The sequence below is a fragment of the Streptomyces sp. NPDC031132 genome (assembly GCF_055570595.1).
In genome coordinates, this window is sequence record NZ_JBVIGX010000009.1 from 1 (window position 1) to 25637 (window position 25637).

At 71.2% G+C, this 25637-nt stretch carries 25 protein-coding genes, 3 tRNA genes and 1 pseudogene; 11 read left to right on the forward strand and 18 right to left on the reverse strand.

Annotated elements, in window-relative coordinates:
* Nucleotides 1-143: 143 nt before the first annotated feature.
* From ACZ49B_RS15485 to ACZ49B_RS15500, 4 genes are all read right to left on the reverse strand, one after another.
* Nucleotides 144-1622: a DUF2252 domain-containing protein gene (locus tag ACZ49B_RS15485; protein ID WP_468306132.1), complete on the reverse strand. Its 1479-nt coding sequence runs from the start codon at nucleotides 1620-1622 to the stop codon at nucleotides 144-146.
* A 22-nt stretch (nucleotides 1623-1644) separates the two neighbouring features.
* Nucleotides 1645-2292 carry a response regulator gene (locus tag ACZ49B_RS15490; protein ID WP_468306135.1) on the reverse strand — a complete coding sequence of 216 codons (648 nt, stop codon included), beginning with the start codon at nucleotides 2290-2292 and terminating at the stop codon, nucleotides 1645-1647.
* 20 nt (nucleotides 2293-2312) lie between these two features.
* Nucleotides 2313-3980 (reverse strand): sensor histidine kinase, encoded by a 1668-nt coding sequence (locus tag ACZ49B_RS15495; RefSeq protein WP_468306137.1) that lies wholly within the window; start codon nucleotides 3978-3980, stop codon nucleotides 2313-2315.
* 262 nt (nucleotides 3981-4242) lie between these two features.
* Nucleotides 4243-4325, reverse strand: a tRNA-Leu gene (locus tag ACZ49B_RS15500).
* Between the two features lie 293 nt (nucleotides 4326-4618).
* Between ACZ49B_RS15500 and ACZ49B_RS15505 the strand changes: the two genes are divergently transcribed.
* From ACZ49B_RS15505 to pknB, 6 genes are all read left to right on the forward strand, one after another.
* Nucleotides 4619-5431 (forward strand): FhaA domain-containing protein, encoded by an 813-nt coding sequence (locus ACZ49B_RS15505; protein WP_468305598.1) that lies wholly within the window; start codon nucleotides 4619-4621, stop codon nucleotides 5429-5431.
* 10 nt (nucleotides 5432-5441) lie between these two features.
* A complete protein-coding gene (locus ACZ49B_RS15510; protein WP_468305601.1) occupies nucleotides 5442-5948 on the forward strand; it encodes an FHA domain-containing protein FhaB/FipA in 507 nt (168 codons plus the stop codon).
* Nucleotides 5949-6092: 144 nt separating this feature from the next.
* Nucleotides 6093-7556 carry a Stp1/IreP family PP2C-type Ser/Thr phosphatase gene (locus tag ACZ49B_RS15515; protein WP_468305604.1) on the forward strand — a complete coding sequence of 488 codons (1464 nt, stop codon included), beginning with the start codon at nucleotides 6093-6095 and terminating at the stop codon, nucleotides 7554-7556.
* Between the two features lie 34 nt (nucleotides 7557-7590).
* Complete coding sequence (locus ACZ49B_RS15520; protein ID WP_468305607.1) at nucleotides 7591-9015, forward strand: FtsW/RodA/SpoVE family cell cycle protein; 1425 nt, start codon at nucleotides 7591-7593, stop codon at nucleotides 9013-9015.
* Nucleotides 9012-10481 carry a peptidoglycan D,D-transpeptidase FtsI family protein gene (locus tag ACZ49B_RS15525; protein ID WP_468305610.1) on the forward strand — a complete coding sequence of 490 codons (1470 nt, stop codon included), beginning with the start codon at nucleotides 9012-9014 and terminating at the stop codon, nucleotides 10479-10481. The genes ACZ49B_RS15520 and ACZ49B_RS15525 overlap by 4 nt, the downstream gene beginning before the upstream one ends.
* Before the next feature lie 213 nt (nucleotides 10482-10694).
* On the forward strand, nucleotides 10695-12734 hold the full coding sequence (pknB, locus tag ACZ49B_RS15530) for a Stk1 family PASTA domain-containing Ser/Thr kinase (RefSeq protein ID WP_468305613.1): 2040 nt from the start codon (nucleotides 10695-10697) through the stop codon (nucleotides 12732-12734).
* A 77-nt stretch (nucleotides 12735-12811) separates the two neighbouring features.
* Here the strand turns inward: pknB and ACZ49B_RS15535 are convergent, their stop codons facing one another.
* The 6 genes and pseudogenes from ACZ49B_RS15535 to ACZ49B_RS15560 form a co-directional block, all read right to left on the reverse strand.
* On the reverse strand, nucleotides 12812-13528 hold the full coding sequence (locus ACZ49B_RS15535; RefSeq protein ID WP_468305616.1) for a class E sortase: 717 nt from the start codon (nucleotides 13526-13528) through the stop codon (nucleotides 12812-12814).
* 13 nt (nucleotides 13529-13541) lie between these two features.
* Nucleotides 13542-14225: pseudogene (locus ACZ49B_RS15540) on the reverse strand (class E sortase); the annotation flags it as partial.
* A gap of 122 nt (nucleotides 14226-14347) precedes the next feature.
* Entirely contained in the window at nucleotides 14348-14986 is a 639-nt protein-coding gene (locus ACZ49B_RS15545; protein ID WP_468305618.1) for an aminodeoxychorismate/anthranilate synthase component II, read from the reverse strand.
* A complete protein-coding gene (locus ACZ49B_RS15550) occupies nucleotides 14983-15159 on the reverse strand; it encodes a hypothetical protein (protein ID WP_030292686.1) in 177 nt (58 codons plus the stop codon). Before ACZ49B_RS15550 ends, ACZ49B_RS15545 begins: the two co-directional genes overlap by 4 nt.
* A 91-nt stretch (nucleotides 15160-15250) precedes the next feature.
* The gene (locus ACZ49B_RS15555; protein WP_468305621.1) at nucleotides 15251-16045 is read right to left on the reverse strand and encodes a class E sortase; all 795 of its coding nucleotides are present in this window, start codon (nucleotides 16043-16045) and stop codon (nucleotides 15251-15253) included.
* Nucleotides 16017-16805: a DUF881 domain-containing protein gene (locus ACZ49B_RS15560; protein ID WP_468305623.1), complete on the reverse strand. Its 789-nt coding sequence runs from the start codon at nucleotides 16803-16805 to the stop codon at nucleotides 16017-16019. The genes ACZ49B_RS15555 and ACZ49B_RS15560 overlap by 29 nt, the downstream gene beginning before the upstream one ends.
* Nucleotides 16806-16896: 91 nt before the next feature.
* Between ACZ49B_RS15560 and crgA the strand changes: the two genes are divergently transcribed.
* Nucleotides 16897-17151 (forward strand): cell division protein CrgA, encoded by a 255-nt coding sequence (gene crgA / locus ACZ49B_RS15565; protein WP_359170072.1) that lies wholly within the window; start codon nucleotides 16897-16899, stop codon nucleotides 17149-17151.
* 142 nt (nucleotides 17152-17293) lie between these two features.
* On the opposite strand, the gene ACZ49B_RS15570 is transcribed toward crgA, so the two are convergent.
* Together ACZ49B_RS15570 and ACZ49B_RS15575 are read right to left on the reverse strand one after the other, a co-directional pair.
* Nucleotides 17294-18169 carry a rhomboid family intramembrane serine protease gene (locus tag ACZ49B_RS15570; protein WP_468305625.1) on the reverse strand — a complete coding sequence of 292 codons (876 nt, stop codon included), beginning with the start codon at nucleotides 18167-18169 and terminating at the stop codon, nucleotides 17294-17296.
* A 106-nt stretch (nucleotides 18170-18275) separates the two neighbouring features.
* Complete coding sequence (locus ACZ49B_RS15575; protein ID WP_468306140.1) at nucleotides 18276-18803, reverse strand: peptidylprolyl isomerase; 528 nt, start codon at nucleotides 18801-18803, stop codon at nucleotides 18276-18278.
* A 175-nt stretch (nucleotides 18804-18978) separates the two neighbouring features.
* Here ACZ49B_RS15575 and ACZ49B_RS15580 point away from each other — a divergent pair, with 175 nt between their 5' ends.
* Nucleotides 18979-19671, forward strand: coding sequence for a DUF5324 family protein (locus ACZ49B_RS15580; protein WP_468305628.1), 693 nt, complete (start codon nucleotides 18979-18981; stop codon nucleotides 19669-19671).
* 92 nt (nucleotides 19672-19763) lie between these two features.
* Here ACZ49B_RS15580 and ACZ49B_RS15585 read toward each other — a convergent pair whose 3' ends face one another.
* Nucleotides 19764-20210: a LysM peptidoglycan-binding domain-containing protein gene (locus tag ACZ49B_RS15585; protein ID WP_468305630.1), complete on the reverse strand. Its 447-nt coding sequence runs from the start codon at nucleotides 20208-20210 to the stop codon at nucleotides 19764-19766.
* 159 nt (nucleotides 20211-20369) lie between these two features.
* Between ACZ49B_RS15585 and ACZ49B_RS15590 the strand changes: the two genes are divergently transcribed.
* Nucleotides 20370-20894 (forward strand): GNAT family N-acetyltransferase, encoded by a 525-nt coding sequence (locus ACZ49B_RS15590; protein WP_468305633.1) that lies wholly within the window; start codon nucleotides 20370-20372, stop codon nucleotides 20892-20894.
* Between the two features lie 84 nt (nucleotides 20895-20978).
* Here the strand turns inward: ACZ49B_RS15590 and ACZ49B_RS15595 are convergent.
* Nucleotides 20979-21051: transfer RNA gene (locus ACZ49B_RS15595), tRNA-Ala, on the reverse strand.
* A 164-nt stretch (nucleotides 21052-21215) separates the two neighbouring features.
* Between ACZ49B_RS15595 and ACZ49B_RS15600 the strand changes: the two genes are divergently transcribed.
* Both ACZ49B_RS15600 and ACZ49B_RS15605 read left to right on the forward strand, forming a co-directional pair.
* On the forward strand, nucleotides 21216-21764 hold the full coding sequence (locus tag ACZ49B_RS15600; RefSeq protein WP_468305635.1) for a helix-turn-helix domain-containing protein: 549 nt from the start codon (nucleotides 21216-21218) through the stop codon (nucleotides 21762-21764).
* 33 nt (nucleotides 21765-21797) lie between these two features.
* Nucleotides 21798-23093, forward strand: coding sequence for a serine/threonine-protein kinase (locus tag ACZ49B_RS15605; protein WP_468305638.1), 1296 nt, complete (start codon nucleotides 21798-21800; stop codon nucleotides 23091-23093).
* 12 nt (nucleotides 23094-23105) lie between these two features.
* Here ACZ49B_RS15605 and ACZ49B_RS15610 read toward each other — a convergent pair whose 3' ends face one another.
* From ACZ49B_RS15610 to ACZ49B_RS15625, 4 genes are all read right to left on the reverse strand, one after another.
* Complete coding sequence (locus tag ACZ49B_RS15610; protein WP_468305641.1) at nucleotides 23106-24410, reverse strand: hypothetical protein; 1305 nt, start codon at nucleotides 24408-24410, stop codon at nucleotides 23106-23108.
* A gap of 122 nt (nucleotides 24411-24532) precedes the next feature.
* Nucleotides 24533-24667, reverse strand: coding sequence for a DLW-39 family protein (locus ACZ49B_RS15615; RefSeq protein WP_208809277.1), 135 nt, complete (start codon nucleotides 24665-24667; stop codon nucleotides 24533-24535).
* A 145-nt stretch (nucleotides 24668-24812) separates the two neighbouring features.
* Nucleotides 24813-24886 (reverse strand) — tRNA-Ile (locus ACZ49B_RS15620).
* A gap of 94 nt (nucleotides 24887-24980) precedes the next feature.
* Complete coding sequence (locus ACZ49B_RS15625; protein WP_468305642.1) at nucleotides 24981-25634, reverse strand: DUF3566 domain-containing protein; 654 nt, start codon at nucleotides 25632-25634, stop codon at nucleotides 24981-24983.
* Nucleotides 25635-25637: the final 3 nt, after the last annotated feature.

Below are 25637 nucleotides of genomic sequence, written 5' to 3' on the forward strand. Positions count from 1 at the left end.
CCCCCCCCCCCCCCCCCCCCCCCCCCCCCCCCCCCCCCCCCCCCCCCCCCCCCCCCCCCCCCCCCCCCCCCCCCCCCCCCCCCCCCCCCCCCGGGACCGTGACCCGCGGCCGTGATCCCGACCGGACCCGCGCCACCACCCGCTCAGACCCCGGCCTCCGCCGCGATCCGCCCCGACCGCACCGCCGCCAGCAGGTGCGCGTGGTCGGCCTCGCTGCGGTCGGCGTACGCCACCGCGAAGGTGGCCATCGCCTCGTCCAGCTCGTCGTTCTTGCCGCAGTACCCGGCCAGCAGCCGCGGATCGGCGCTGTGCGCGTGCGCACGGGCCAGGAGGGCGCCGGTCATGCGCCCGTAGTCGTCGATCTGGTCGGCGGCCAGCGCCGCCGGGTCCACGCTGCCCTTGCGGTTGCGGAACTGCCGCACCTGGTACGGCCGCCCCTCCACCGTGGTCCAGCCCAGCAGGATGTCGGAGACCACCTGCATCCGCTTCTGCCCGGCCACCACCCGGCGGCCCTCGTGCTCCTCGACCGCGGACTCGAAGCCGAGCGCGGGCAGGTGGGGCAGCAGCACGGACGGCCGCGCCTCCTTCACCTGGAGCACCAGCGGCTCGCCCCGGTGGTCCAGCAGCAGCACCACGTACGAGCGGGTGCCGACGCTCCCCGTGCCGACCACCCGGAAGGCCACGTCGTGGACCGCGTAGCGGGCCAGCAGCGGCAGCCGGTCGCCCTGGAGGGTCTTCAGGTACGGGCCCAGCGAGGCGGCCACGGCCGCCGCCTCCGCGTCCCCGACCCGGCGCAGCACCGGCAGGGCGTCGACGAAGCGCCGTCCGCCGTCGGGGCCGGCCTCGGTGGACTTGGCGGCGAACCGCGCCGAGGTGTTGTTGCGGGCCTTCTCCGAGACCCGCTCCAGCGTGCCCAGCAGGTCGCGGGCATCGGTGTGGGAGACGAGCTCCTCGTCCGCGATGGCGTTCCAGGCGTCCAGCGCCGGCAGCTTGGCCAGCAGCCGCATGGTCCGGCGGTAGGCGCCCACCGTGTCGTGCGCCGCGGCCCGGCAGGTGTCCTCGTCCGCGCCGGCCACCCGCCCGGCCAGGACCAGCGAGGTCGCCAGCCGCTTCAGGTCCCACTCCCACGGGCCGAACACGGTCTCGTCGAAGTCGTTCAGGTCGATGACGAGCCGGCCGCGGGCATCCCCGTACAGGCCGAAATTCGCCGCATGGGCATCGCCGCAGATCTGCGCGCCGACCCCGGTCACCGGGCCCCCTGACAGGTCGTGCGCCATCAGCCCGGCCGATCCGCGCAGGAACGCGAAGGGGTTCGCGGCCATCCGGCCCACCCGGATCGGCGCCAGCTCGGCGACCCGCCCGACGTTGGACTCCTCGACCGCCCGCACCGCGTCCGGCCGCCCGGACGGCACCTCGAAGTGCGCGTGCGCCGAGCGCGGCACCCGCGTGCGCAGCGCCCGGCCCGCCTCCTTGGGCGAGCCCGCCACGGCCCTCGGGGCGAACCCCTCGACCGCGGGTATCCGCCCGCCCGTCGCCCCGTCCGGCTCCGCAACCCGCTGCTCCGGTACCGCCACCATCCGTGCCGCCCCCGCCCGTACCCGTCGTACTGTCCCGGCCAACATCATCAATTCGGCCCGACCGTATCTACAGCCCGGCGTCCCTGGCCAGCAGGGCGGCCTGAACCCGGTTCTCGCAGCCCAGCTTCGCCAGGATCCGGCTCACGTACGTCTTCACCGTCGCCTCGCTCATGTGCAGCCGCCGGCCCGCGTCCGCGTTGGACAGGCCCTCGCCCAGCAGCGACAGCACCCCGCGCTCGCGCTCGCTCAGCTCCGCCACCCGCCGCCGGGCCTCCTCGCCGCGCCCCGCAACTTGTCCCGAGGCCAGCTGGTCGACCACGTGCCGGGTCGCCCCCGGCGAGAGGTACGCGTCCCCGGCCGCGGCCGCCCGCACCGCGCCGATCAGCTCGCCCGGCGCCGAATCCTTCAGCAGGAACCCCGCGCCGCCCGAGCCGAGGGCCCGCAGCACGTTCTCCTTCTCCCCGAAGGTGGTCAGGACCAGCGCCCGGACCTCCGGTGCCGCCCGTCCCAGCTCGTCGAGCGCGGTCAGGCCGTCCATCACCGGCATCTGGATGTCCAGCAGCATCACGTCCGGCGTGTGCGCGCGGGCCAGGTCCACGGCCTCGCGGCCGTTCGCCGCCTCCGCGACGACCTCGATGTCCGGAGCCGAGGTCAGGATCATCCTGATCCCGGCCCGGATCAGCGGCTCGTCGTCAGCGATCACCACTCGGATCACCTTGGCTGTCACCCGCGCTCCTACTGCTCGACCTCGTACGCCTGCTTGTCGACGAGCTTGCCGTCCTTGAAGCAGAACCGGAAAACGGTATCGGTGGACAGCCCCGAGCCGTCCGACGACAGCAGTGCCAGACACCCCGCGCCCTCCGGCCGCTCCGGCCCCTTCCGGTCCAGGCCCTCGGTGAGGAAGCTCTCCCCGTCGGGGAGACGGCTGCGGACCGCCTCCTCCGACTCGCCGACCCGCACGTCGTCGTAGTCGTCCCGGCTGATCATCGCGCTGCCCGCCGTACCCATCAGCAGCACCACCCCGGCCCCCATCACGATCACCAGCAGCACCACCGCCGCGAAGGCGATACCGCACCCCATCGCGATGCCCCCGGTCCGGCTGCGGCTCCGTACGGCCAGCTCCCGGTCCACCGCCGCCCAGTCCATCGGCGGCGCACCCGCGAGGCCCAGAGCCTGGGCCTGCGCCTGCTGCCCGAAGTCGTCGGCGATGTGGTCCACCCCCGCCGGCTCCGTCCCGTACGGCAGCACCCCGGCCACCCGGAACCCGCCGTCCTCGGTCGTGCCCGCGTGCACCATCCCGCCGACCAGCCGGGCCCGTTCGCGCAGCCCCGTCAGCCCCTGCCCGCCCGACACCACCTCGCCCGTACCCGGTCCGGCCGCGGGCCCGTTGGCGATCTCCACCACCAGCGAGTCGTCCTCGTACCGCAGTTCCACCGAGATCGGCGCCCCCGGAGCGTGCTTGTACGCGTTGGTCAGCGCCTCCTGCACGATCCGGTACGCCGCGTGGTCGCACGCCGCGACCAGCGGCCTCGGCCGCCCCGCCGAGGTCATCCGTACGTCGGTCCCCGCGCTCCGCGCCGCCTCCACGATCCCGGCGATCCCGGCCACGCCGCGCGCCGCGGGCTGCGCCTCCTCGACGGGCACCGGCGCCTCGACGCCGTCCCGCATGATCCCGACGACCTCGCGCAGTTCGTGCATCGCCGCGACCGAGGCCTGCCGCAGCACCCCCACGGTCTCGCGCTGGCGGTCGGTGAGCTTCGGGTCCACCTCCAGGGCGCCGGTGTGCACGGAGATCAGCGCCAGCTGGTGGCCCAGGCTGTCGTGCATGTCCTGGGCGATCCGCTGCCGCTCGCGCAGCCGCGCCTGCCCGGCGACCATCGCCCGCTCCCGCATCAGCTGCCCGTTGCGCTCCTGGAGCGCCTGCAGCAGGGTCCGGCGCTGCGACCAGTAGCGGCTGGCCAGACCCGGCATGACCGTCATCGCGAGGAACATCAGCGTGGAGAAGACGATCACCAGTACGGGCCGCTTGTCGGACCACGCCTGCAGCACACCGAAGCCGACCGAGGCGAGGAAGGCGAGGGTGAACGCGATCAGCGCCCGGCCCACCCCGACGATCCGGCGCCCCGCCGACCAGCCCAGCAGGATCATGACCAGGAACGAGCCGGGCAGGAAGGGGGACACCGCCGCCGCCACGACCAGGGTCGCCGCCGGCAGGCGGCGCCGCAGCAGCGTGAGCAGCACCACAGCCGCGGCGCTGCCGATCATCCGCTGCACGCTGCCGTTGTCGAGTTCCTCGACGCCCAGGCCGAGCAGTGCGAGCAGCCCGGCGATCACCAGGTCCCCCGCCAGCATCCGCCGGGTCCACGGCTCGGGGCCCGTCAGCCAGCCCCAGCCCGCCCGCATCCTCGCCGTCGCATCCACGCGACCGACCCTAGACACCCGTGCCTGCGCCCGGCCGCCCTCTTTCGTCGCGCCCTGCGTGACGAAAGTCGTACGGCCGACGACGCGCCCGTTCCGGTCACGACCGTCAACTCCCGGTGCAGGGCACGGGATCGGGCCACCCTCTGTCCGCAGGAGTGACCCGCTCACGGTCAACACCCCACCAGGGCACGGGAAAAGCGAAACGGCCGCCATCGCTTTCGCGATGACGACCGTTTCGTCGATGTGGGCGAGGGGGGATTTGAACCCCCACGTCCCGAAGGACACTGGCACCTGAAGCCAGCGCGTCTGCCGTTCCGCCACTCGCCCGAGCAGCTCCCCAGTGGATCTTCCCTTTTCGGTCCGTTCCCCTGGCGACGTCGAAACATTAGCACGTCGGACGGGGTGGATTCACATCGCTTTCCCCGCACCCGTCGACCCGGCTCCGAATGCCCCTCCCGCACCGCACGTCCGGTGCGGGACACTGTCCCCTGAGCGCCCCTACGATCCCTTGTGAGGACCAACACTCCTGCGCATGGGACCCAGGGGGAACCAGCCGAATCCGCCACGCGTGGATACGATCAGTAAGCAGTACAGGGCGACAACGACGGAGGAGGTGCCCCATGGGAGTCCTGAAGCGGTTCGAGCAGCGACTCGAAGGTCTGGTGAACGGCACCTTCGCCAAGGTGTTCAAGTCCGAGGTCCAGCCCGTCGAGATCGCCGGCGCGCTCCAGCGCGAGTGCGACAACAACGCGACGATCTGGAACCGCGAGCGGACCGTTGTCCCCAACGACTTCATCGTCGAGCTCAGCGTCGGCGACTACGATCGCCTGAGCCCCTACTCCGGGCAGCTCGGCGACGAGCTCGCGGGCCTCGTCCGCGACTACGCCAAGCAGCAGCGCTACAGCTTCATGGGACCGATCAAGGTCCACCTGGAGAAGGCCGACGACCTCGACACCGGGCTCTACCGGGTCCGCAGCCGTACGCTCGCCTCCAGCACCTCCCAGGCGCAGCCGCCGGCCCCCCAGAACCAGCAGGGCGGCTACGGCTACCCGCCGGTCGCCGCCCCGCCGATGCCGGCCGGACCGCCCCCGGGCGCGGCCGCGCGCCGGCCGGGCGCCGGCGGACCGGCCCCCGTACCGACCGCAGGCGCCACCCGGCGCCACTGGATCGAGATCAACGGCACCCGCCACCAGATCTCGCGCCCCACGCTCGTACTCGGCCGAAGCACGGAAGCCGACGTGCGGATCGACGACCCCGGCGTCTCGCGCCGGCACTGTGAGATCCGGACCGGAACGCCCTCGACGATCCAGGATCTCGGGTCCACCAACGGCATCGTGGTGGACGGGCAGCACACCACCCGCGCTACGCTCCGCGACGGCTCGCGGATCGTCGTGGGCAGCACCACCATCATTTACCGGCAAGCCGAAGGGTGAAGCGGGGGCAATGTCAGAGCTGACCCTGACGGTCATGCGGTTGGGTTTCCTGGCCGTTCTGTGGCTGTTCGTCATCGTGGCCGTCCAGGTCATCCGCAGCGACCTCTTCGGTACGCGCGTCACGCAGCGCGGCTCGCGCCGCGGCAGCGCCGCGTCCGGAGCTCCGGCGCAGAGCGGGGGCCGGCAGACCGCCGCGCCGCCGCAGCAGCGCCAGCGCCGCGGAGCACCGACCAAGCTCGTCGTCTCGGAGGGCACCCTCACGGGAACCACCGTCGCCCTCGCGGGGCAGACGATCACGCTCGGGCGGGCACATGACTCCACGATCGTGCTGGACGACGACTACGCGTCCAGCCGCCATGCCAGGATCTACCCCGACCGTGACGGCCAGTGGATCGTCGAGGATCTCGGGTCCACCAACGGCACGTATCTCGACCGGACCCGGCTGACCACCCCGACGCCCATTCCGCCGGGCGCCCCGATCCGCATCGGCAAGACCGTCATCGAGCTGCGGAAGTAGTACGAGAATGAGCGAGCGGAGCGAGCGAGCCGCGGCAGTCCGGCCCACCCAGGACACGGACCCGAGCGCGCTCCCGACCGGAGGGTGGGCAGTGTGGCTCGAGACCGGTTGTACCCGGAGGAAGCGTCGACTGGGCAGGTGCGCATGAGTCTGTCCCTGCGGTTCGCCGCCGGATCCCACAAGGGCATGATCCGCGAGGGCAACGAGGACTCCGGCTATGCCGGGCCCCGTCTCCTCGCCGTGGCCGACGGCATGGGCGGCCAGGCCGCCGGCGAGGTCGCGAGCTCCGAGGTGATCTCCTCGCTCGTGCAGCTCGACGACGACGTCCCGGGCTCCGACATCCTCACCTCGCTCGCCACTGCCGTGCAGCGCGCGAACGACCAGCTGCGCGTCATGGTCGAGGAGGACGCCCAGCTCGAGGGCATGGGCACCACCCTGACCGCGCTCCTGTGGACCGGCCAGCGCCTCGGCCTCGTCCACGTCGGCGACTCGCGCGCCTACCTGCTGCGCGACGGCGTCCTCACGCAGATCACCCAGGACCACACCTGGGTGCAGCGCCTCGTCGACGAGGGCCGCATCACCGAAGAGGAAGCCACCACCCATCCGCAGCGCTCGCTGCTCATGCGGGCGCTCGGCAGCGGTGACACCGTCGAGCCCGACCTCTCCATCCGCGAGGTCCGCACCGGCGACCGCTACCTCATCTGCTCCGACGGCCTGTCCGGCGTCGTCTCGCACCAGACGCTGGAAGAGACGCTCGCCGACTACCACGGCCCCCACGAGACCGTGCAGGCCCTGATCCAGCTCGCCCTGCGCGGCGGCGGACCGGACAACATCACCTGCATCGTCGCGGACGTCCTCGACACCGACAGCGGCGACACCCTCGCCGCCCAGCTGAACGACACCCCGGTCGTCGTCGGCGCGGTCGCCGAGAACCAGCACCAGCTCTTCGACGGCGGCAACGCCATGCAGACCCCTGCGGGCCGCGCCTCGGGCCTCGGCCGCCAGGTCCCCCCGCCCGCCGGTGCCTTCGGGCCCCCCGGCAGCGGCGAGGCCCCCGGATACGGATACCCCGAGCAGAGCCAGGGCGGCGGCGCGTACGGCACGTTCGGCGAACCCGACGCGTACGACGACGACGCGCGCTTCGACGACACGTACGACCGGCCCCGCCGGCGCCGCAGCAAAGGGCGCAAGTGGACCACCCGCACCCTGATCCTGCTGATCGTCGCCGGTGTCGTCGGAGGCGGCCTCTACGCCGCCCACCGCTGGACCCAGACGCAGTTCTACATCGGCGTCAAGGGCGAGCACGTCGCGCTGTTCCGCGGCATCAGCCAGAACCTCGGCCCGCTGGAGCTCTCCAAGGTGGAGACCGACCGCACCGACATCGAACTGAAGTACCTGCCGCCCTTCAAGCGCAAGCTGGTCGAGGCCACCATCACCGAGACCAGCCTCGACGGCGCCCGCCAGAAGATCGACGAACTCGGCGCCCAGGTCACCGCCTGCAAGAAGGACGAGGAGCGCCGCGCCGCGGAAGCGCAGAACCCACCAGCACCCGGCCCCAGCCTGTCTCCCACGGAGCAGTCGCTGGTCGGCCTCTGCGGCAAGCAGTAGTAGACACCCGCGGGCACAGGGGGCCTGCCACACCATGAGCGTTGTCACCAACACGACCACCATCGGCGCCATCGAGCTGCCGAGCCGGCGGAACACCGAGCTCCTGCTGCTCGTTTTCGCCGTGGTCATCCCGATCTTCGCCTACGCCAACGTGGGCCTGTCGATCCACGGCGAGCTGCCTCCCGGCATGGTCGCGTACGGGGGCGGCCTGGCCGTCCTCGCCGGCATCGCCCACCTCGTGGTGCGCCGCTACGCGAAGTACGCGGACCCGCTGCTGCTGCCGATCGCGACACTGCTCAACGGGCTGGGCTGCGTCCTGATCTGGCGGCTCGACCAGTCCGAGCGGCTGCAGAACCTGGCCAAGCGCAGCTTCGGCCACTTCTCCGAGTCGGCCCCCCGCCAGATGATGTACACGGCGCTCGCCATCGCCCTGTTCGCCGGCGTGCTGCTGCTGCTCAAGGACCACCGCACCCTGCAGCGCTTCACGTACATCTCCATGGCCGCGTCGCTGGTCCTGCTGATCCTTCCGGTCGTCCCGGGCCTCGGTGCCGACGTCTTCGGCGCGAAGATCTGGATCAGCGTCGGCGGCTTCTCCATCCAGCCCGGTGAGTTCGCGAAGATCGTCATCGCGATCTTCTTCGCCGGCTACCTGATGGTGAAGCGCGACGCGCTCGCCCTGGCCAGCCGCCGCTTCATGGGCCTCTACCTGCCGCGCGGCCGTGACCTCGGCCCCATCCTGATGATCTGGGCGATGAGCCTGCTCGTCCTCGTCTTCGAGAACGACCTCGGCACCTCGCTGCTCTTCTTCGGCATGTTCGTGATCATGCTGTACGTGGCCACCGAGCGCACCAGCTGGATCGTCATCGGCCTGGTCATGAGCGTGGCCGGCGCCGCCGTCGTCGGCGCGACCGCCAGCCACGTCAAGGCCCGTGTCACCGCCTGGCTCGACCCCTTCGCCTGCTACTCCAAGTCGGGCGCCTGCGAGCAGGTCGGCCAGTCGATCATGAGCTTCGGCTCCGGCGGGGTGCTCGGCACCGGCTGGGGCCAGGGCAACTCCGACCTCATCGGGTTCGCCGCCAACTCGGACTTCATCTTCTCCACGGTCGGCGAGGAGCTCGGCCTCGCGGGCGTCATGGCCTTCCTCCTGCTCTACGGCCTGATCATCGAGCGCGGCGTGCGCACCGCCCTCGCCGCCCGCGACCCCTTCGGCAAGCTCTTCGCCATCGGCCTCTCCGGCGCCTTCGCCCTGCAGATCTTCGTGGTCGCCGGCGGCGTCATGGGCCTCATCCCCCTGACCGGCATGACCATGCCCTTCCTCGCGTCCGGCGGTTCGTCCGTCCTCGCGAACTGGGCCCTCATCGGGATCCTCATCCGGATCAGCGACACCGCACGCCGCCCCGCCCCGGCCCCGGCACCGTCCCCCGACTCCGAGATGACCCAGGTGGTCCGCCCGTCATGAACAAGCCCCTGCGCCGCATCTCGATCTTCTGCGGGCTGCTCGTCCTCGCGCTGCTGATCCGGACCAACTGGCTGCAGTACGTCCAGGCCGAGGAACTCAGCACCCGCAAGGAAAACCGCCGGGTCCAGATCGCCCAGTACGCCACCCAGCGCGGCAACATCATCGTCGCGGGCGGCCAGGCCATCACCGGTTCCGACACCACCGACGGCAGCGACTACAAGTACAAGCGGACCTACATCGACGGACCGCTCTGGGCGCCGGTGACCGGGTACGCCTCCCAGGCCTTCGGCTCCACCCAGCTCGAGTCCCTCGAGGACAAGATCCTCACCGGCAACGACGACCGGCTGTTCTTCGACCGCACGATCGGCATGTTCACCGGCGAGAAGAAGGCCGGCGGCAACGTCGTCACCACGCTGATGCCCGAGGCCCAGAAGGCCGCGTACGAGCAGCTCGGCGCCAAGACCGGAGCCGCCGCCGCGATCGACCCGCGCACCGGCGCCATCCTCGCCCTGGTGAGCACCCCCTCGTACGACCCGACCAGCTTCGCCGGCAACTCCAAGACCGACGAGAAGAACTGGGTCGAGCTGAAGGACAGCCCGGAGAAGAAGCTCGTCAACCGCGCCCTGCGCGAGACCTACCCGCCCGGCTCGACTTTCAAGGTCGTCACCGCCGCGGCCGCGCTGGAGCACGGCGTCGTCACCGACATCGACGCGCCGACGGACACCCCCGAGCCGTTCCTGCTGCCGACGACCAAGACGCCGATGGTCAACCACGCCAAGGGCTGCGAGAAGGCCAGCCTCAACTTCGCGCTCCAGGTGTCCTGCAACTCCGTCTTCGCCAACGTCGCCGACAAGGTGACCAAGGACAAGATGCTGGAGACCGCGCAGAAGTTCGGCTTCAACAACGACAAGATCGACACCCCGGTCCGGGCGTTCGCCAGCGTCTACGACAAGAACATGGACCGCCCGGGCAACTCGCTCTCCGCGATCGGCCAGTTCAACACCGCCGCCACCCCGCTCCAGATGGCGATGGTCGCCGCGGCCGTCGCCAACGACGGCAAGCTGATGAAGCCGTACATGGTCGACCAGCTCACGGCCCCCAACCTCGACGTCATCGAGAAGCACGAACCGCAGGAGATGAGCCGCCCGCTCTCGCCCGCCAACGCGCAGAAGCTCCAGAAGATGATGGAGAACGTCGTCGAGAACCCGAACGGCACCGGCGGCAAGGCCTCGATCAAGGGCGTCACCGTCGGCGGCAAGACCGGTACCGCCCAGCACGGAGAGAAGAACGCCAAGCGCCCCTACGCCTGGTTCATCTCGTACGCCAAGACCGACAAGGGCTCCCCGGTCGCCGTCGCCGTCGTCATCGAGGACAGCGAAGCCGACCGCGAGGACATCACCGGTGGTGGTCTCGCGGCCCCGGTCGCGAAGGCCGTCATGGAAGCCGTCCTGAAGAACCAGGGCTGACGGGAGAGCGCAACGGCCGACAGGGGCGCAAAAGCCGAACCGGAGTGATCCACATCACTGTTCTCGCCCGGATCCGAGCGTACGGTACCGGTCCGGTATCAGCCTGTGGTCACGAACCGATCACCGACGATCGGCCGGTAGCCTTTGCGCGAACAGCACACCGCCGGACCACACACGGGTGCGGTCGGGACTGACGGAGAGGGCTGCAACGTTATGGAAGAGCCGCGTCGCCTCGGCGGCCGGTACGAGCTGAGCCACGTGCTCGGCCGCGGTGGCATGGCCGAGGTCTACCTCGCCCACGACACCCGGCTCGGCCGTACCGTCGCCGTCAAGACCCTGCGCGCCGATCTCGCCCGCGACCCGTCCTTCCAGGCCCGGTTCCGGCGCGAGGCCCAGTCGGCCGCGTCGCTGAACCACCCGGCGATCGTCGCCGTCTACGACACCGGCGAGGACTACGTCGACAACATCTCCATCCCGTACATCGTGATGGAGTACGTCGACGGATCCACCCTGCGCGAGCTCCTGCACTCCGGCCGCAAGCTGCTGCCCGAGCGCACCCTGGAAATGACGATCGGCATCCTCCAGGCCCTCGAGTACTCGCACCGCGCCGGCATCGTCCACCGCGACATCAAGCCCGCCAACGTCATGCTCACCCGCACCGGCCAGGTCAAGGTCATGGACTTCGGCATCGCCCGCGCCATGGGCGACTCCGGCATGACCATGACGCAGACCGCGGCCGTCATCGGCACCGCCCAGTACCTCTCCCCGGAGCAGGCCAAGGGCGAGCAGGTCGACGCACGCTCCGACCTCTACTCCGCGGGCTGCCTGCTGTACGAACTCCTCAGCGTCCGGCCGCCGTTCATCGGCGACTCCCCGGTCGCCGTCGCGTACCAGCACGTACGGGAGGAACCCCAGCCGCCCTCGAACTTCGACCCCGAGATCACGCCCGAGATGGACGCGATCGTGTTGAAGGCGCTGGTCAAGGACCCCGACTACCGCTACCAGTCCGCCGACGAGATGCGCGCCGACATCGAGGCCTGCCTCGAGGGCCAGCCCGTCGCCGCGGCCGTGGCCATGGGCGCCCCCGGCTACGGCTACCCCGACCAGGGCCACGGCTACGGACAGGGCTACGACCAGCCCACCACCGCCCTGCGCGCCGCCGACTCCGGCCAGACCTCCGTGCTCCCGCCGATGCCCCCGGGCGACGGCGGCTACAACGGGTCCGCCGGGTACGCAGGCCAGGGCCAGGGCGGCTACGACCAGGGCGGCCACGGCCGCCGCCAGCAGAAGAAGAGCAAGGCCTCGACGATCCTCCTGGTCACGGCCGGCATCCTCGTCCTGGTCGGCGCCATCCTCATCGGCCGCTCCCTCTTCAGCGGCGGCGCCGACAACCGGCCCAGCGTGCCCAAGCTCATCGGCGAGACCCTCGAGCAGGCGCAGAAGACCGGCGACAACGTCGGCCTCAAGGTCGAGAAGGAAGCCGACGAGGCCTGCGACAACCAGCCCAAGGGCAACATCTGTTCGCAGAACCCGGCGCCCGACACCAAGGTCGACAAGGGCTCGGCGGTCAAGGTCAAGGTCTCCTCGGGTCCCGGGGAGGTCGCCGTGCCCGACGTCCTCAACGTGAAGTTCGAGGACGCCGAGAAGGCGCTCAAGGACAAGGGCTTCGCGGTCGAGAAGAAGACCCAGGAGTCCGATCGGACCGCCGGCACCGTCCTCGACCAGACCCCGAAGAGCGGCGGCAAGGCCGCGAAGGGCTCGACCGTCACGCTGACCGTCGCCAAGGAGCAGTCGAAGTCCGAGATGCCGGACCTCCTCGGGAAGACCAAGGAAGCGGCGATCAAGGCTCTGAACGACGCCAAGCTCAAGCTCGGCAGCCAGACGGAGGTCGACTCCCCCGGGGCCCCGCCGAAGACGATCGTCAGCCAGCAGTACCCGGCGGGCGAGCAGCTCGCGGTGGGCACGACGGTCAACGTCCAGATCGCCAAGGCCGGCCAGAACACGCAGGTCCCGCAGCTGATCACCAAGACCGTCGCCCAGGCCAAGGCGGACCTCGCGAGCCGGGGCCTGAGCCTCCAGGTCATCGCGGGCCCGACGGACGACAAGGCGATGATCGTGCAGACCGACCCCCCGGCGGGCACCCCCGTCGAGGCGGGCCGGGTCATCAACGTCCAGACGGTGGCCGGCCAGCAGAACGGCGGCAACAACAACGGCGGGACGTTCTTCGGCGGTCTGACGGGCGGCCGGCGCTAACCGGCGGTCCAGCCACACGGAGACACGGAAAAGCCCCTGTGGGCGGCCTCAGAGCCGCTCACGGGGGCTTTTCCGTGTCAGCGCAGCTCTGCCGGGAGCGTGCGCTTCGCGTCCACCTTCTCCGTGCGTACCAGCTCGCCCCACACGATGTACCGGAACTTCGACGTGTACACCGGCGTGCAGGTCGTCAGGGTGATGAAACGGCCCGGGGCCGTGCGCCCCGACTCCTTGGGCACCGCCGAGATCGCGTCCACGTCGTACTTCGAGGTCTGGCGCAGCTCCGCGAAGACCTTGTACACGTACCAGGTGTCCCGCGTCTCGAAGACGACCGCGTCGCCGTTCTTCACCTTGTCGATGTTGTGGAACTTCGCCCCGTGCCCGTCCCGGTGCGCCGCCAGCGAGAAGTTCCCCGACGGCTCCCACGGCAGGGCCGCCTTCACCGGGTCGGTGTAGTACCCGGCCACGCCGTCGTTGAGGACGTCCGGCGCCGTGCCCCGCTTGACGAGGACCTCGCCGTTCTTCATCGCCGGCACGTGCAGGAAGCCGATGCCGTCCATGGTGTCCAGTGCCCCCGGCGCCGCGGGCGCGTTCGCCCCCGGGGCGCTCTGCCACTGCCGGCGGACGTCGTCGCCGCGCGCCGAGGCCTGCCGGTCCGCGAGGACGTTCGTCCACCACAGCGAATACGCGACGAACAGGCCCAGCACCAGGCCCACGGTGATCAGGAACTCGCCCAGCAGGCTCAGGAACCCGGCGAGCACGCTGCGACTCGGGGGCGGCGGTGCGGCACGTGACACTGCTTGTTCGTCCTTACGGGCTGGTCAGCGCGGGCGGAGCACCCTGGCTGCGGGGGCGTTCACCGGTCATCCTGCCCCATACGATCATCCGGTAGGTGCTCGTGAACTCCGGGGTGCAGGTCGTCAGCGTGATGTACCGGCCGGGGGAGGTGAAACCCGATCCCTCCGGGACCGGTTTGATCACCGACACGTTGGTCGGCGGAGTCTGCGCCAGCGACGAGGTGATCTCGTACGTGTAGTACGCGTCCCGCGTCTCGACCACGACCGGGTCCCCCGGCACCAGCCGGTTGATGAAGCGGAACGGTTCGCCATGGGTGTTGCGGTGGCCCGCCAGCGCGAAATTTCCCTGCGCGTCGGCCGGCATCGCCGTCTTCAGCGCGCCGTCCCCGTAGTGCCCGACCATCCCCTTGTCGAGCACCTTCGGCTTGCTGATCCCCTCCGCCACCGGCACCTTCACGTCCAGCTTCGGGATGTACAGGATCGCGAACCCCTGCCCCGGCTCGAACGCCGAGACGGGCGGCGCGGCGGCCCCGCCCGGGTCCCGCTCCCAGGTCTGCCGCAGCGAGCCCGCCGCCCCGTTCGCCGTCCGCTCCGCCAGTACGTTCGTGTACCAGAGCTGATAGGCGACGAACAGCAGCATCACCACACCCAGCGTGATGAACAGCTCCCCGGCGAGCCGGCTCGCGACGACCACCGGGCCGCCCGACACGGGCCGCCTGCGCCTCCGCCCGCCCCGCCTCCGCGAGCGCTTCGCGGCCTCCTGAGCTGCCCTGCGCCGCGCGGCCCGGCCCTCCGTGGGCGCGGACGGCGCGACCGCGGTCACGCGACGGCCTTGCCCACCACCGGGGCCAGCCCCACCGAGCGCTCGACGGCCCCCGCGTCCCCGCAGCGCACCAGCCAGTTCGCGAGCATCCGGTGGCCCCACTCGGTCAGCACCGACTCGGGGTGGAACTGCACGCCCTCGACCTCGTGCTCCCGGTGCCGCAGCCCCATGATGATCCCGTCCTCGGTGCGCGCGGTGACCTCCAGCACGTCCGGCAGGGTCGCCGGCTCGGCCGCGAGCGAGTGGTAGCGGGTCGCGGTGAACGGCGACGGCAGCCCCGCGAAGACGCCGAGGCCCTCGTGCACCACCGGCGAGGTCTTCCCGTGCAGCAGCTCGGGCGCCCGGTCCACGACGCCGCCGTACGCGACGGCCATCGACTGCATGCCCAGGCACACGCCGAAGACCGGGACCCCGGTGTCGGCGCAGTGGCGGACCATGTCGACGCAGACGCCCGCCTGCTCCGGCGTTCCCGGCCCGGGCGACAGCAGCACGCCGTCGAAGCCGTCCTGTGCGTGGGCGAGCTCGACCTCGTCGTTGCGCAGCACCTCGCACTCGGCGCCGAGCTGGTACAGGTACTGGACCAGGTTGAAGACAAAGCTGTCGTAGTTGTCGACCACCAGAATGCGCGCGCTCACGGAGTGGCTCCCGATCCTTCGTCCACCGTTACGTCGTTGAACGGAAGGAGCGGCTCGGCCCACGGGAAGACGTACTGGAACAGCACGAAGACCACCGCGAAGACCAGTACGAGGGAGATCAGCGCGCGAATCCACGCGTTGCCCGGCAGATGCCGCCAGATCCAGCCGTACATGCCGTCTGTTTCCTTATCCGTCCACGAACAGTCCACCGCACCGCGAGGGCGGTACGCGAACAGACTAAAGGCAGCGGCCCGGCCCGGTGGGTCAGCTCGGCAAAGCCTCCGGGCGGCCCTGGGCGACGCCACGGGTCTGGGTCAGCTCCGCCCACACGACCAGCCGGTGGCTGTGGCCCCATTCCGGATCGCAGGTCGTCAGCGTCAGGTACCGCCCGGGGCCCGTGAAGGGTGACCTGCGCGGCACCGGGTCGACCACCCCGACGTCGGTGGGCAGCGTGCGCAGCGGCTCGCTGCGCACCGTGTACGTGTACCAGGCCGTCGCGTCCTTGAGGATGACGGCGTCGCCGGGCCGCAGCTCCGGGAAGTCCTTGAAGGGGTCGCCGTAGGTCCGCCGGTGACCCGCCACCGAGAAGTTCCCGGTGCCGCCGAGGCGGGCCGTGCCCGCGTAGTGGCCGAGGCCCTTCTTCAGCAGTTCCGTACCGGTGCCCTCGAGGACCGGCTTGTTCCAGTCCGGGCCGAAGCGCGGGATGTACATCTCGGCGAAGGCCCGGCCCGGCGCGTATCCGGGCTCGTCCTGCGCGGGCTGCGAGGGCGCGGGCTGCGGGGCGGGCGGGCTTGCGGGCGGGCTCGCGGCCGGGCTCGCGGCCGGGCTCGCGGCCGGGCTCGCGGCCGGGGCGGCCGCGGGGGCGGCGGCCGAGGCCCAGCGGTCGCGCATCCGCGCCATCTCCCCGTCCATGGCCCGGTCGGCCTTGACCCCGGTCCACAGCAGGACGTACGCGACGAACAGCACGATCAGCGTGCCCGCCGTCAGGCACACCTCGCTGAAGGTCCGCACCACCAGGCGCAGTACGACGTCACGGCGTACTGGTCGCGGAAGAGGCATCCAGCGGCTTCGCATAGTGGAGGTCCACTGTGCCGGAGTAGCCGGGGAGTGTCAGCTCCTTGTGCTCGTCCACTTTCCAGCCCAGCCCGTACGCCGTCACGTACAGCTGGTAGTTCTGCAGGGCCGGGGAGGCCGCGAGCGCCTTGCGCAGCGCCGCCGGGTCGCCGACCGCCGACACCTTGTACGGGGGCGAGTAGACCCGCCCCTGGAGGATCAGCGTGTTGCCCACGCAGCGCACCGCGCTGGTGGAGATCAACCGCTGGTCCATGACCTGAATGCCCTGGGCGCCGCCCTGCCACAGGGCGTTCACCACGGCCTGGAGGTCCTGCTGGTGGATCACCAGGTCGTTGGGCTGCGGCTCGGGCACGTTGGGGATGCGGGCGGTGGCGTTCGGCGGGGCGTCGTTCAGGGTGACCGTGAGGCCCTTGCCGGACAGCGACTCGGTGCCGGAGGCGACGCGCAGGGCGGCCAGTTTGGCGTCCTCGGCCTTGGTGCTGCCGTCGTCACGCTCGGCGAGGGCGTCCACCCGGCCGCGGACGGCCGCGGTGCTCTGCTCGAGCAGCGCGTTGTTCTGGCTGCGCTCGTGGATGAGGTCCGAGAGCTTGAGGAGCGATGCGTCCGTCCGGATGTTCGTACCCTTGGACGTGTTGAAGCTGGTGACGAAGATGAGGCCGGCCAGGGCGAAAACGGCGGCCGTCAGCAGCCGGACCGGTCTGGCCCGGCGACGGGGACCCGCGGAGGAGTCGTCGGAATTGCTCAACGTACCCTTCTCCTTCAACGCCACAGGTCCACTACGCTAACGGACGCCCGGGGCAGGCAAGGTCCCCAGCGCATCGACAGGAGAGCCCCTCGTGCCGAAGTCACGTATCCGCAAGAAGGACGACTACACGCCGCCGCCGGCGAAGCAGGCGCAGGCCATCAGGCTGACGAACCGCAGCTGGGTCGCCCCGGTCATGCTGGCGTTCTTCCTGATCGGTCTCGCGTGGATCGTCGTCTTCTACGTGACCGAGACCCAGCTGCCGATCGAGGCACTGGGCAACTGGAACATCGTGGTCGGTTTCGGCTTCATCGCGGCGGGGTTCGGCGTCTCCACGCAGTGGAAGTAGCCGGGCCCGGTCCGAGCGCCGACAAGCACACGCGCACCCGGTCCGACAAGCTCTCCCCATGAGTTATCCACAGCGTCATCCACACCTGAGGAAAAGACAGAAGATCTGTGGATAACCCTGTGGAGTGTTGACGCCGGTGTGATCAGGTGAGTTCGGCCGTACGGATCAGGACCACCGCCGCTGCCAGCAGGAATGCCGCCGCGCAGGTCCCCCACTGGACGAGTGTGCGCTTCCTGCCGGCAGCCGGTCCCACCATGCCCAGACCCACCAGCAGGCCGGTCACGAGGCCGCCGATGTGGGCCTGCCAGGACACGGACAGGCTGCCGCCGAAGGGCACGAAGGTCAGCACCAGCATGAGCACGACCATGGTGATCACCGGCCGCATTTCGTAGCGCAGCCGGCGCACCAGGACGACGGTCGCGCCGAGCAGGCCGAAGATGGCGCCGGAGGCGCCGAGGGTCGGCGTGTTCGGAGCGGTCAGCAGGTAGACGAGGGCGCTGCCGCCCAGGCCCGACAGCACGAAGACGGCGAGGTAGCGGGCTCGGCCCAGGGCTGCCTCCAGCGGGCCGCCGATCACCCACAGGGCCAGCATGTTGCCCGCGATGTGCCACCACTCCACGTGCAGGAACACCGAGCTCAGCAGCCGGTGGTACTGGCCGGTGGAGACGCCCTCGACGGGGCCGCCGAAGTACTCGACGTACCGCCCGAGCAGCTCGAGCTGGACGACGACCGCCGGCGCGAGCTGCCCCACCAGGAACAGCGCGACGTTGATCCCGATGAGGATCTTGGTGACGAGATGGGGATCGGCGGCCACCACTCCGCCCGCCACGGTGCGCGGCACGTTCGCGGCCGGGCCGTGGCCGGCCCCGGAGCCGTCACGGACGCATTCGGGGCACTGGAATCCGACCGAGGCGCTGATCATGCACTCGGGGCAGATGGGCCGCTCGCAGCGCGTGCAGCGGATCCCCGTGTCGCGGTCCGGGTGGCGGTAGCAGCCCGGCAGACGGTCGGTGTCCATCGGTCCCCTCGATCAGCGGCGGGGCAGGGGGTGCACCCCGCCGGTCCGGTACACATCCAGGACGGACGGGCGGGGCGGAAAGGTTCCCGGGGCGACGGCTCGGGGATCAGCGCTTCTCGACGACGACGGACTGGATGATCACGTCGTCGAGGGGCCGCTCGGTGCGCGGGTTCGTCCGCAGGCCGGCGATGTCGTCCACGACCTTCTGGCTGGCCTTGTCGGTGACCTCGCCGAAGATGGTGTGCTTGCGGGTCAGCCAGGCGGTGGGGGCGACGGTGATGAAGAACTGGGACCCGTTGGTGCCCGGGCCGGCGTTGGCCATGGCGAGCAGGTACGGCTTGGTGAAGGCCAGGTCGGGGTGGAACTCGTCGGCGAACTGGTAGCCCGGGCCGCCGGTGCCGTTGCCGAGCGGGTCGCCGCCCTGGATCATGAAGCCGCTGATGACGCGGTGGAAGACGGTGCCGTCGTACAGCGGATCGGTGGTCTTCTGGCCGTCGGTGGGACGGGTCCATTCGCGGGCGCCCGTGGCCAGCTCCACGAAGTTCTTGACCGTCTTCGGGGCGAAGTTCGCCAGCAGCTCGATCTCGATGTCGCCGTGGTTGGTCTTCAGGGTGGCGTAGAGCTTCTCGGCCACGGATCTGCCTTCCATAGTCATCACTGTCGGTTCCAGATCCTCCCACGGAGGGCTGCACGGCACAGAAATCCTCCACCCGTATGCCCTGTCACGCATGCCGCCCAGCGGTATGGCAGGCATGATCCGACAAAGGGTGGAAAGGTGAACTGTGTCCGCCACCGAGGAGGAGGATCCCGTGACCCGCAAGGACAGCGTGCACCTGGCCGCCGAAAGCGCCAGGGACACGGTCAAGCACGCCGCGGAAGCGGTGGCGCCGTACGCAACTACCGCCAGGGAAGCCGCTGTGCACTATGCGACCGAGGCGAACGAGCGGCTGGCACCGATGGTGTCGCACGCGACCGCCGAGGCGGCGCGGCAGGCCCGTACGGCGTACGACTGCCATCTGCACCCGCGGATGAAGGCGGCGCGCGCGCACGTACCGCCGAACGTCGACCGGGCGGCCACGATGGCGGTTCACCACACGCGCAAGGCGGCGCGCCAGGCCGCCGACTACACGCAGCCGAGGTTCGAGAGCGCGCTGGCGGCGGCCCAGCCGGTGGCCGAGGAAGCCGCGTCGCGGTCGACGGCGGCCCTGGCGGCGCTGCGCGGCCAGGTGTCGGCCAAGGAAGTGCAGAAGCTGGTCAGGCGCCACGAGCGGCGGGCCAACACCGGCCGGGCGTTCAAGTGGGTGGCGGTGGTCGGCATCGTGGCCGGCGCCGCGTACATGGCGTGGCGCTGGTGGGACCAGCAGTCGAACCCGGACTGGCTCGTCGAGCCGCCGGCGGCCACGGAGCTGTCCCAGGAACGCGAACAGGACAGCTTCGACGACGAGCTGGCGGCGAAGGAGCGCGAGAACGGGTCCGGCTCGGCGGGCGAGAACCTGATGTAGTCGGACAGCCGCGCCCGATGCGGCGGACGGCAGGCGAGAGGGCCCGGATCCGGGTGGATCCGGGCCCTCTCGCCGTCCGCCCTCCTGCCCGGCTAGCGGGGGAGGGTGAGCACCTGCCCCGGGCGGATCAGGTCCGGGTTGGAGCCGATGACGCCCCTGTTCATGGCGTACAGCTCACGCCAGCGGGCCTCGTTGCCCAGCTCCCGGCGGGCGATCGAGGAGAGCGAGTCGCCGGCCCGCACGGTGTACGTACGCTGCGCGGCGGCCGGCGCGGACGCCGGGGCCGGGGCCGCGGGAACCGCCTTGTGCGCGGCGGACGCCGGGGTCGGGGTGTACGGCGAGTGGGGCGCCGCGGTCGGCTTCGGCGGAGCCGGTGCGGCCTTCGGCGGAGCCGCGGCGGCCATCCGCTCGGCGGCGGCCTTGGTGGCCGAAACGGCGTCGCTGTACTTCGACGCGTAGTCGGCGGACGAGGCCGCCGCTGCCTTCTCGGCGGCCTCGTGTTTCTTCTTGTCGGACTTGAGGAAGTCGAAGAGTCCCATGTCTGTACGCCTCCGGCGGTGGTGTCGCCCCCTGGCTCGGTGCCTTCCCCCACTGTCGGACAGGAGCGGCCGCCCGGCCCAGTGACGGCGCCAACCGGGGGACACCGGGGCCGCCCCCGGCGGGCCGCCGGGCTGCTGCCGGGCTGTTACTGTCCCCGGATGCCCGAGCTCATCTTCCCCTCCCCCCGGCTGCACGCCTCCTGGCTCGCCGCCCGCGAGGAATGGGGTCCGGACGCCCACATGGACGGAGCCGGTCTCGGCTCCGACGACGACGTCGACAGCGCCGAGGGCTTCGCCGCCTGGACCGAGCGGCTGCGCCGGTACGGGGACCGCACCCTCCCGGTCGAGCAGGGCCGCGTCCACGCCACGTACTGGTGGATCGCCGAGGACGACACCTATCTGGGTGCCATCGACCTGCGCCACTACCTGAACGGGTTCCTCCTCGACGCCGGCGGCCACATCGGCTACGGCGTGCGGCCCTCCGCCCGCCGCCGCGGGCTGGCCGGCTGGGCCCTGCGCGAGGTGCTGCACGAGGCCCGGATCATGGGAATGGACCGGGTCCTGCTGACGTGCGACCCGGACAACACGGGGTCCGTGCGCACGATCGAGCGCGGCGGCGGCGTCCTCGAGGACGTCCGCGAGACGCTCATCGGCCCCAAGCGCCGCTACTGGATCGACCTCTAGCGGCGGCCCGCACACGGTCGCCGCACCCCGCACGAAGAGGCCCCCTGACCGGCGTTTCCGCTGGCCAGGGGGCCTCTGATGCTGTGGAGCTTAGGAGATTCGAACTCCTGACATCTGCCTTGCAAAGGCAGCGCTCTACCAACTGAGCTAAAGCCCCGAAACGGTGGACGCGACCGTCTTCCGCGAAGAAGTGGCCGTTCCGCAGAACAGAGTACCGGGTGTACCCCCGCATCTCGCAAAATGATAGGGACTCCCGCCGTGCGACCACTCTCCGTAAGATGCTCGCGAGGTTCGCACCAGCGAAGTAGGGGAGTAGTAAGAGTGGACGCTGTACAGCAAGAGGCCACGGCCAGAGCCCGGGAACTTCAGCGCAGTTGGTACGGGGAGCCGCTCGGCGCCCTCTTCCGCCGGCTCATAGATGACCTCGGCTTGAACCAGGCCCGCCTCGCTGCCGTCCTCGGCCTGTCCGCGCCCATGCTCTCCCAGCTGATGAGCGGCCAGCGGGCCAAGATCGGCAACCCGGCCGTGGTCCAGCGCGTCCAGGCGCTCCAGGACCTCGCCGGCCAGGTGGCGGGCGGAAGCGTCAGCGCGGCCGAGGCCACCGACCGGATGGACGAGATCAAGAAGACCCAGGGGGGCTCCGTCCTCAGCAACAGCGGCCAGACCACGACCAGTTCCGGCGCACCCACCGTCAAGCGCGTCGTCCGGGAGATCCAGTCGCTGCTGCGCTCGGTCTCGGCGGCCGGCGACATCATCGACGCGGCCGACTCCCTCGCCCCCAGCCATCCGGAACTGGCAGAGTTCCTCCGGGTCTACGGCGCGGGCCGCACCGCCGACGCGGTCGCCCACTACGAGTCGCACCAGAACTGACACGACGGACGGGTACGGGGGACGGGCGCAGCGATGGGTGAGATCTTCGCCGGCCGGTACGAGCTGATCGATCCGATCGGCCGCGGCGGCGTGGGCGCCGTGTGGCGGGCCTGGGACCACCGGCGCCGCCGGTACGTCGCCGCCAAGGTCCTCCAGCAGAGCGACGCCCACACCCTGCTGCGGTTCGTACGGGAGCAGGCGCTGCGCATCGACCACCCGCACGTGCTGGCCCCGGCCAGCTGGGCGGCGGACGACGACAAGGTCCTGTTCACGATGGACCTCGTCGCCGGCGGGTCCCTCGGCCACGTGATCGGGGACTACGGGCCGCTGCCGCCCCGGTTCGTGTGCACGCTGCTCGACCAGCTCCTGTCGGGGCTGGCCGCGGTGCACGCGGAGGGTGTCGTCCACCGCGACATCAAACCGGCCAACATCCTGATGGAGGCCACGGGAACCGGCCGGCCGCACCTGCGGCTGTCCGACTTCGGCATCTCGATGCGCAAGGGCGAGCCCCGGCTCACCGAGACCAACTACGTGGTGGGCACGCCCGGTTATTTCGCCCCCGAACAACTGCTGGGATCCGAACCCGACTTCCCCGCGGACCTCTTCGCCGTCGGGCTGGTCGCCCTGTACCTCCTCCAGGGCCGCAAGCCCGATTCCCAGGCCCTGGTGGAGCACTTCCTCGCCCACGGCACCCCCGGCGCCCCCGACGGCGTCCCCGCGCCGCTCTGGGACGTCGTCGCGAACCTCCTGCAGCCGAACCCCGAGAGCCGGTTCCGGACCGCCACAGGGGCCCGCAAGGCCCTTGCCGAGGCCCTGGAGCTGCTCCCGCCGCCCGTGCCGGGCGAGGACCCGGTGGAGGTGTTCGACCAACTCGGCCCGCTCCCCGCCGGTTTCGGCCCCCAGGGGCCCCAGAGCACCGCTGCGGTGACCCCCGAGGCGCCCACGGCCGCCGCGGTGCCGGTGCAGCCGTCCGGTGCCCCGCCGTCCGCTGCCCGGCCTGCGGCGGGAACGACCGCGCCGGTGGCCGCCGGGCCCACCCGTACCGATCCCCGCGGCACGGTGGCGACGGCCCAGGCCTCCCCGTACGCGGCCTCGCCCGCTCCTGCGTACGCCGCCTCCCCTTACGCGGCCCCGGCCGAGGCGACCGGGACCGGCAGCTTCCACCTGGCGCCGCCGGAGCCGCCGACCGTCCCGCAGCCGGCCGCCCCCACCCCGCAGCCCGCCCGGACCGGCGGCATCGCCCCGCCCCCGCCGAAGGTCACCGTCGGAATCCTGGTCGCCGCGCTGCTGTGCTTCGCCGTGGGCGTCTGGGCGCTGACCGGGGTCTGAGAACCCCGGGGGCTACGCGCTCCGGCCCCGCCGGGCCAGCAGGATCCAGCCGCCGAGCACCAGCAGCAGCGCCGTCCCGGTGCCGAAGCCCGCGCCGGCCACCACCCGCATCACCGAGCGGTCGTCGGCCGCCTCCGTGGCCTCGGGGGCGGTGAGCCCGTCCTTGGCGGCGGCCCGGTCGTCGGCGCCCACCCCGAACCCGGCGGCGGTCAGGCTCTCCTTGTACGCGGGCGCCTTGGCCGGGCTGCCGATCACGTCCATGCGCAGGGTCAGCGGCACGGGGCTCGCGTCCTGCGTGAACTCGGCGACCTTTCCGCCCAGGGTCACGGCGATGTAGTACCAGCCCGCCACCCGCGCCCCGCGCGCCTCGTCGGTGTCCGAGAAGCGGTTCTCGTACGCCACCGGGGCCGTCTTCGGCAGGGTGACGCCCGCCTGCTTGCCGCTGTAGGAGACGTCCTTGTCCGTGATCAGGCTCCGGTACGGGCTGTAGAGCGAGACGGTGAGCCCGTTGGAGGCGGACCCGTACGACTTGGTCATCCTGGCGTCCGCGACCTCGGCGCTGAGCCCCAACTGCTGCCCCCAGTCCAGCGGTACCCGGTAGAAGCGGGTCTGCCCGGGCCGCAGGTCGTCGCGCCAGACGCCGCTGCCGAGGGCACGGGCGTCGTTGAAGCCGGTGCCGCCGGTCCGCGCCACCGGCTCACTGCCGGGCAGCGTCGGCGAGGCCGAGGGCCAGACGCTGGGTGCGGTGGTGGGGGCGCTGCCCGCGGCGAGGCCGGGCTCGCGCTGGAGCAGGAGTTCCACCGGCCACGCGCTCTGGTCGGAGTCCTTGGCGGCGGTGCGGGTGACCTTGGCGAAGTAGACCCCGGCGCCCTGGCATTCGGCGTCCTCTTCGAGCCGCCGTACGGCGACCGCGCCGAGCGGGACGGGGTCGTAGCCGAAGCCGGCCCGGCCGGGGTTGTTCGGGCAGCGCTCGCCCTCCTTGGTCATGACCGCGACCTCGAGGCCGTCGCCGTATCCGACCTTGGCCCCGCGCGGGGGCTGGAGCACGGCGGAGAAGTACACGCTGGAGGCGTCGTCGAGGTTCAGCCGGTAGACGCGCTCGCCCGGGGCCACGGTGTCCGTGTAGGCCTGCCCGGCCGCCACGAGCGGGGCGTCCGCGCTGCTGGACTTGCCCTCGATCTTCTTGGCGCCCGGGGCGCCCTGGTACGCCGGCAGCGGCTGCGGGGGCGCCGTGGCGGCCTGCACCGCCCCGGGCAGGCCCATGGCCAGCCCCAGGGCCGCCGCCCCCACGAGCACCGTCTTCCGTACCCGAGCCATCACGCCCACCCCGATTTTGCTAACGCAAGCCAAATCTTTGCATAACGTAACTTTTTGTCACAGAACAGCACAAAGCCCCGGCCGCAGCGGCAGCCGGGGCTTCATGAGATCAGCTTTGGGTCTCACACACCGGAACCGGAAGGCACGGAGTCGGTTGCCTCCGTCCACAGGTCCTGCTCGGCGCGGTCCGCCTGGATCTGGCGGTACACGAGGAGCCCGCCGATGGCGGCCAGTGCGACCAGGAGCAGCTTCTTCACCGCGCGACCTCGTCTTTCATTGACGTTGGGGACTTCTGACGGCCAACAATACACACGCACCGATACCGTTCGGTGACCTGGGACGGCCTCAACTGGCCCTACGAAGAAGACCCCCAGGCCATGGGCCTGGGGGTCTTCGACACTGTGGGGCTAACAGGATTTGAACCTGTGGCCTCATCCTTATCAGGGATGCGCTCTAACCAACTGAGCTATAGCCCCATCCGCGCTGCGCGCTGACTCCTGAAGATTAGCGCACAGACACGGTCACGCCAAAATCCGTTCCCCGGGGGCGTCCCCGCAGGTCATTCGACGGTCACTCGTCCTCGGCGAGCGTGAGCTCCACACCGCCGACGAAGCCCGCCGACAGGTTGTAGATGAACGCGCCCAGCGTCGCCAGCGCCGTCGCCAGCACCACGTCGATCACGGCGATGACCGACGTGAAGATCAGAACGCGCGGCAGCGACAGGAACGACTGGAGGTCGAAGCCGTTGCTCTCGTTCGACCCGGTCGCCTCGCTGATGGTGCCGCCGACGGTCGAGAAGACGCCCATGGCGTCCATGACCATCCACAGCACCGCCGACGCCACGATCGTGCACACGCCCAGCGCGATCGACAGCAGGAAGCTGACCTTCATCACCGACCACGGGTCGGCCTTGGCCACCCGCAGCCGCGCCTTGCGCGTCCTGGGCGCCGTACGGGCCCCCGTACGCGGCTTGCGCTGCGCACCGGTCTCCCCGGCGCCCCGCGGCGCGCCCGGGCCCGAGGGCGCCGCGTAGGCCTGCGGCGGGTGGTACGGCTGCTCCGGCTGCTGGCCGGCCGCGGCCTTCTCCTGCTTCGGCTTGCGGGTGTCCGTCACGGTTCTCCCCCTGCCCTCGGCGGCCGCGCCCCCACCGGGGGATTCCGCGGCGGGGCCACGGGCACCGTCGTCCCCAGTCTTGGCCGGTCCGGCGCCCGTGGCTCCACTCACGAC

Bases quoted from the DNA above. Each gene is read 5' to 3' on its own strand.
- ACZ49B_RS15550 (WP_030292686.1), bottom strand. From the start codon at position 15,159: ATGTACGGCTGGATCTGGCGGCATCTGCCGGGCAACGCGTGGATTCGC.
- ACZ49B_RS15520 (WP_468305607.1), top strand. From the start codon at position 7,591: ATGAGCGTTGTCACCAACACGACCACCATCGGCGCCATCGAGCTGCCG.
- ACZ49B_RS15610 (WP_468305641.1), bottom strand. From the start codon at position 24,410: ATGGCTCGGGTACGGAAGACGGTGCTCGTGGGGGCGGCGGCCCTGGGG.
- ACZ49B_RS15570 (WP_468305625.1), bottom strand. From the start codon at position 18,169: ATGGACACCGACCGTCTGCCGGGCTGCTACCGCCACCCGGACCGCGAC.
- ACZ49B_RS15510 (WP_468305601.1), top strand. From the start codon at position 5,442: ATGTCAGAGCTGACCCTGACGGTCATGCGGTTGGGTTTCCTGGCCGTT.
- ACZ49B_RS15590 (WP_468305633.1), top strand. From the start codon at position 20,370: ATGCCCGAGCTCATCTTCCCCTCCCCCCGGCTGCACGCCTCCTGGCTC.
- ACZ49B_RS15515 (WP_468305604.1), top strand. From the start codon at position 6,093: ATGAGTCTGTCCCTGCGGTTCGCCGCCGGATCCCACAAGGGCATGATC.
- ACZ49B_RS15525 (WP_468305610.1), top strand. From the start codon at position 9,012: ATGAACAAGCCCCTGCGCCGCATCTCGATCTTCTGCGGGCTGCTCGTC.
- ACZ49B_RS15555 (WP_468305621.1), bottom strand. From the start codon at position 16,045: ATGCCTCTTCCGCGACCAGTACGCCGTGACGTCGTACTGCGCCTGGTG.
- ACZ49B_RS15605 (WP_468305638.1), top strand. From the start codon at position 21,798: ATGGGTGAGATCTTCGCCGGCCGGTACGAGCTGATCGATCCGATCGGC.
- ACZ49B_RS15485 (WP_468306132.1), bottom strand. From the start codon at position 1,622: ATGTTGGCCGGGACAGTACGACGGGTACGGGCGGGGGCGGCACGGATG.
- ACZ49B_RS15495 (WP_468306137.1), bottom strand. From the start codon at position 3,980: ATGCGGGCGGGCTGGGGCTGGCTGACGGGCCCCGAGCCGTGGACCCGG.
- pknB (WP_468305613.1), top strand. From the start codon at position 10,695: ATGGAAGAGCCGCGTCGCCTCGGCGGCCGGTACGAGCTGAGCCACGTG.
- ACZ49B_RS15585 (WP_468305630.1), bottom strand. From the start codon at position 20,210: ATGGGACTCTTCGACTTCCTCAAGTCCGACAAGAAGAAACACGAGGCC.
- ACZ49B_RS15505 (WP_468305598.1), top strand. From the start codon at position 4,619: ATGGGAGTCCTGAAGCGGTTCGAGCAGCGACTCGAAGGTCTGGTGAAC.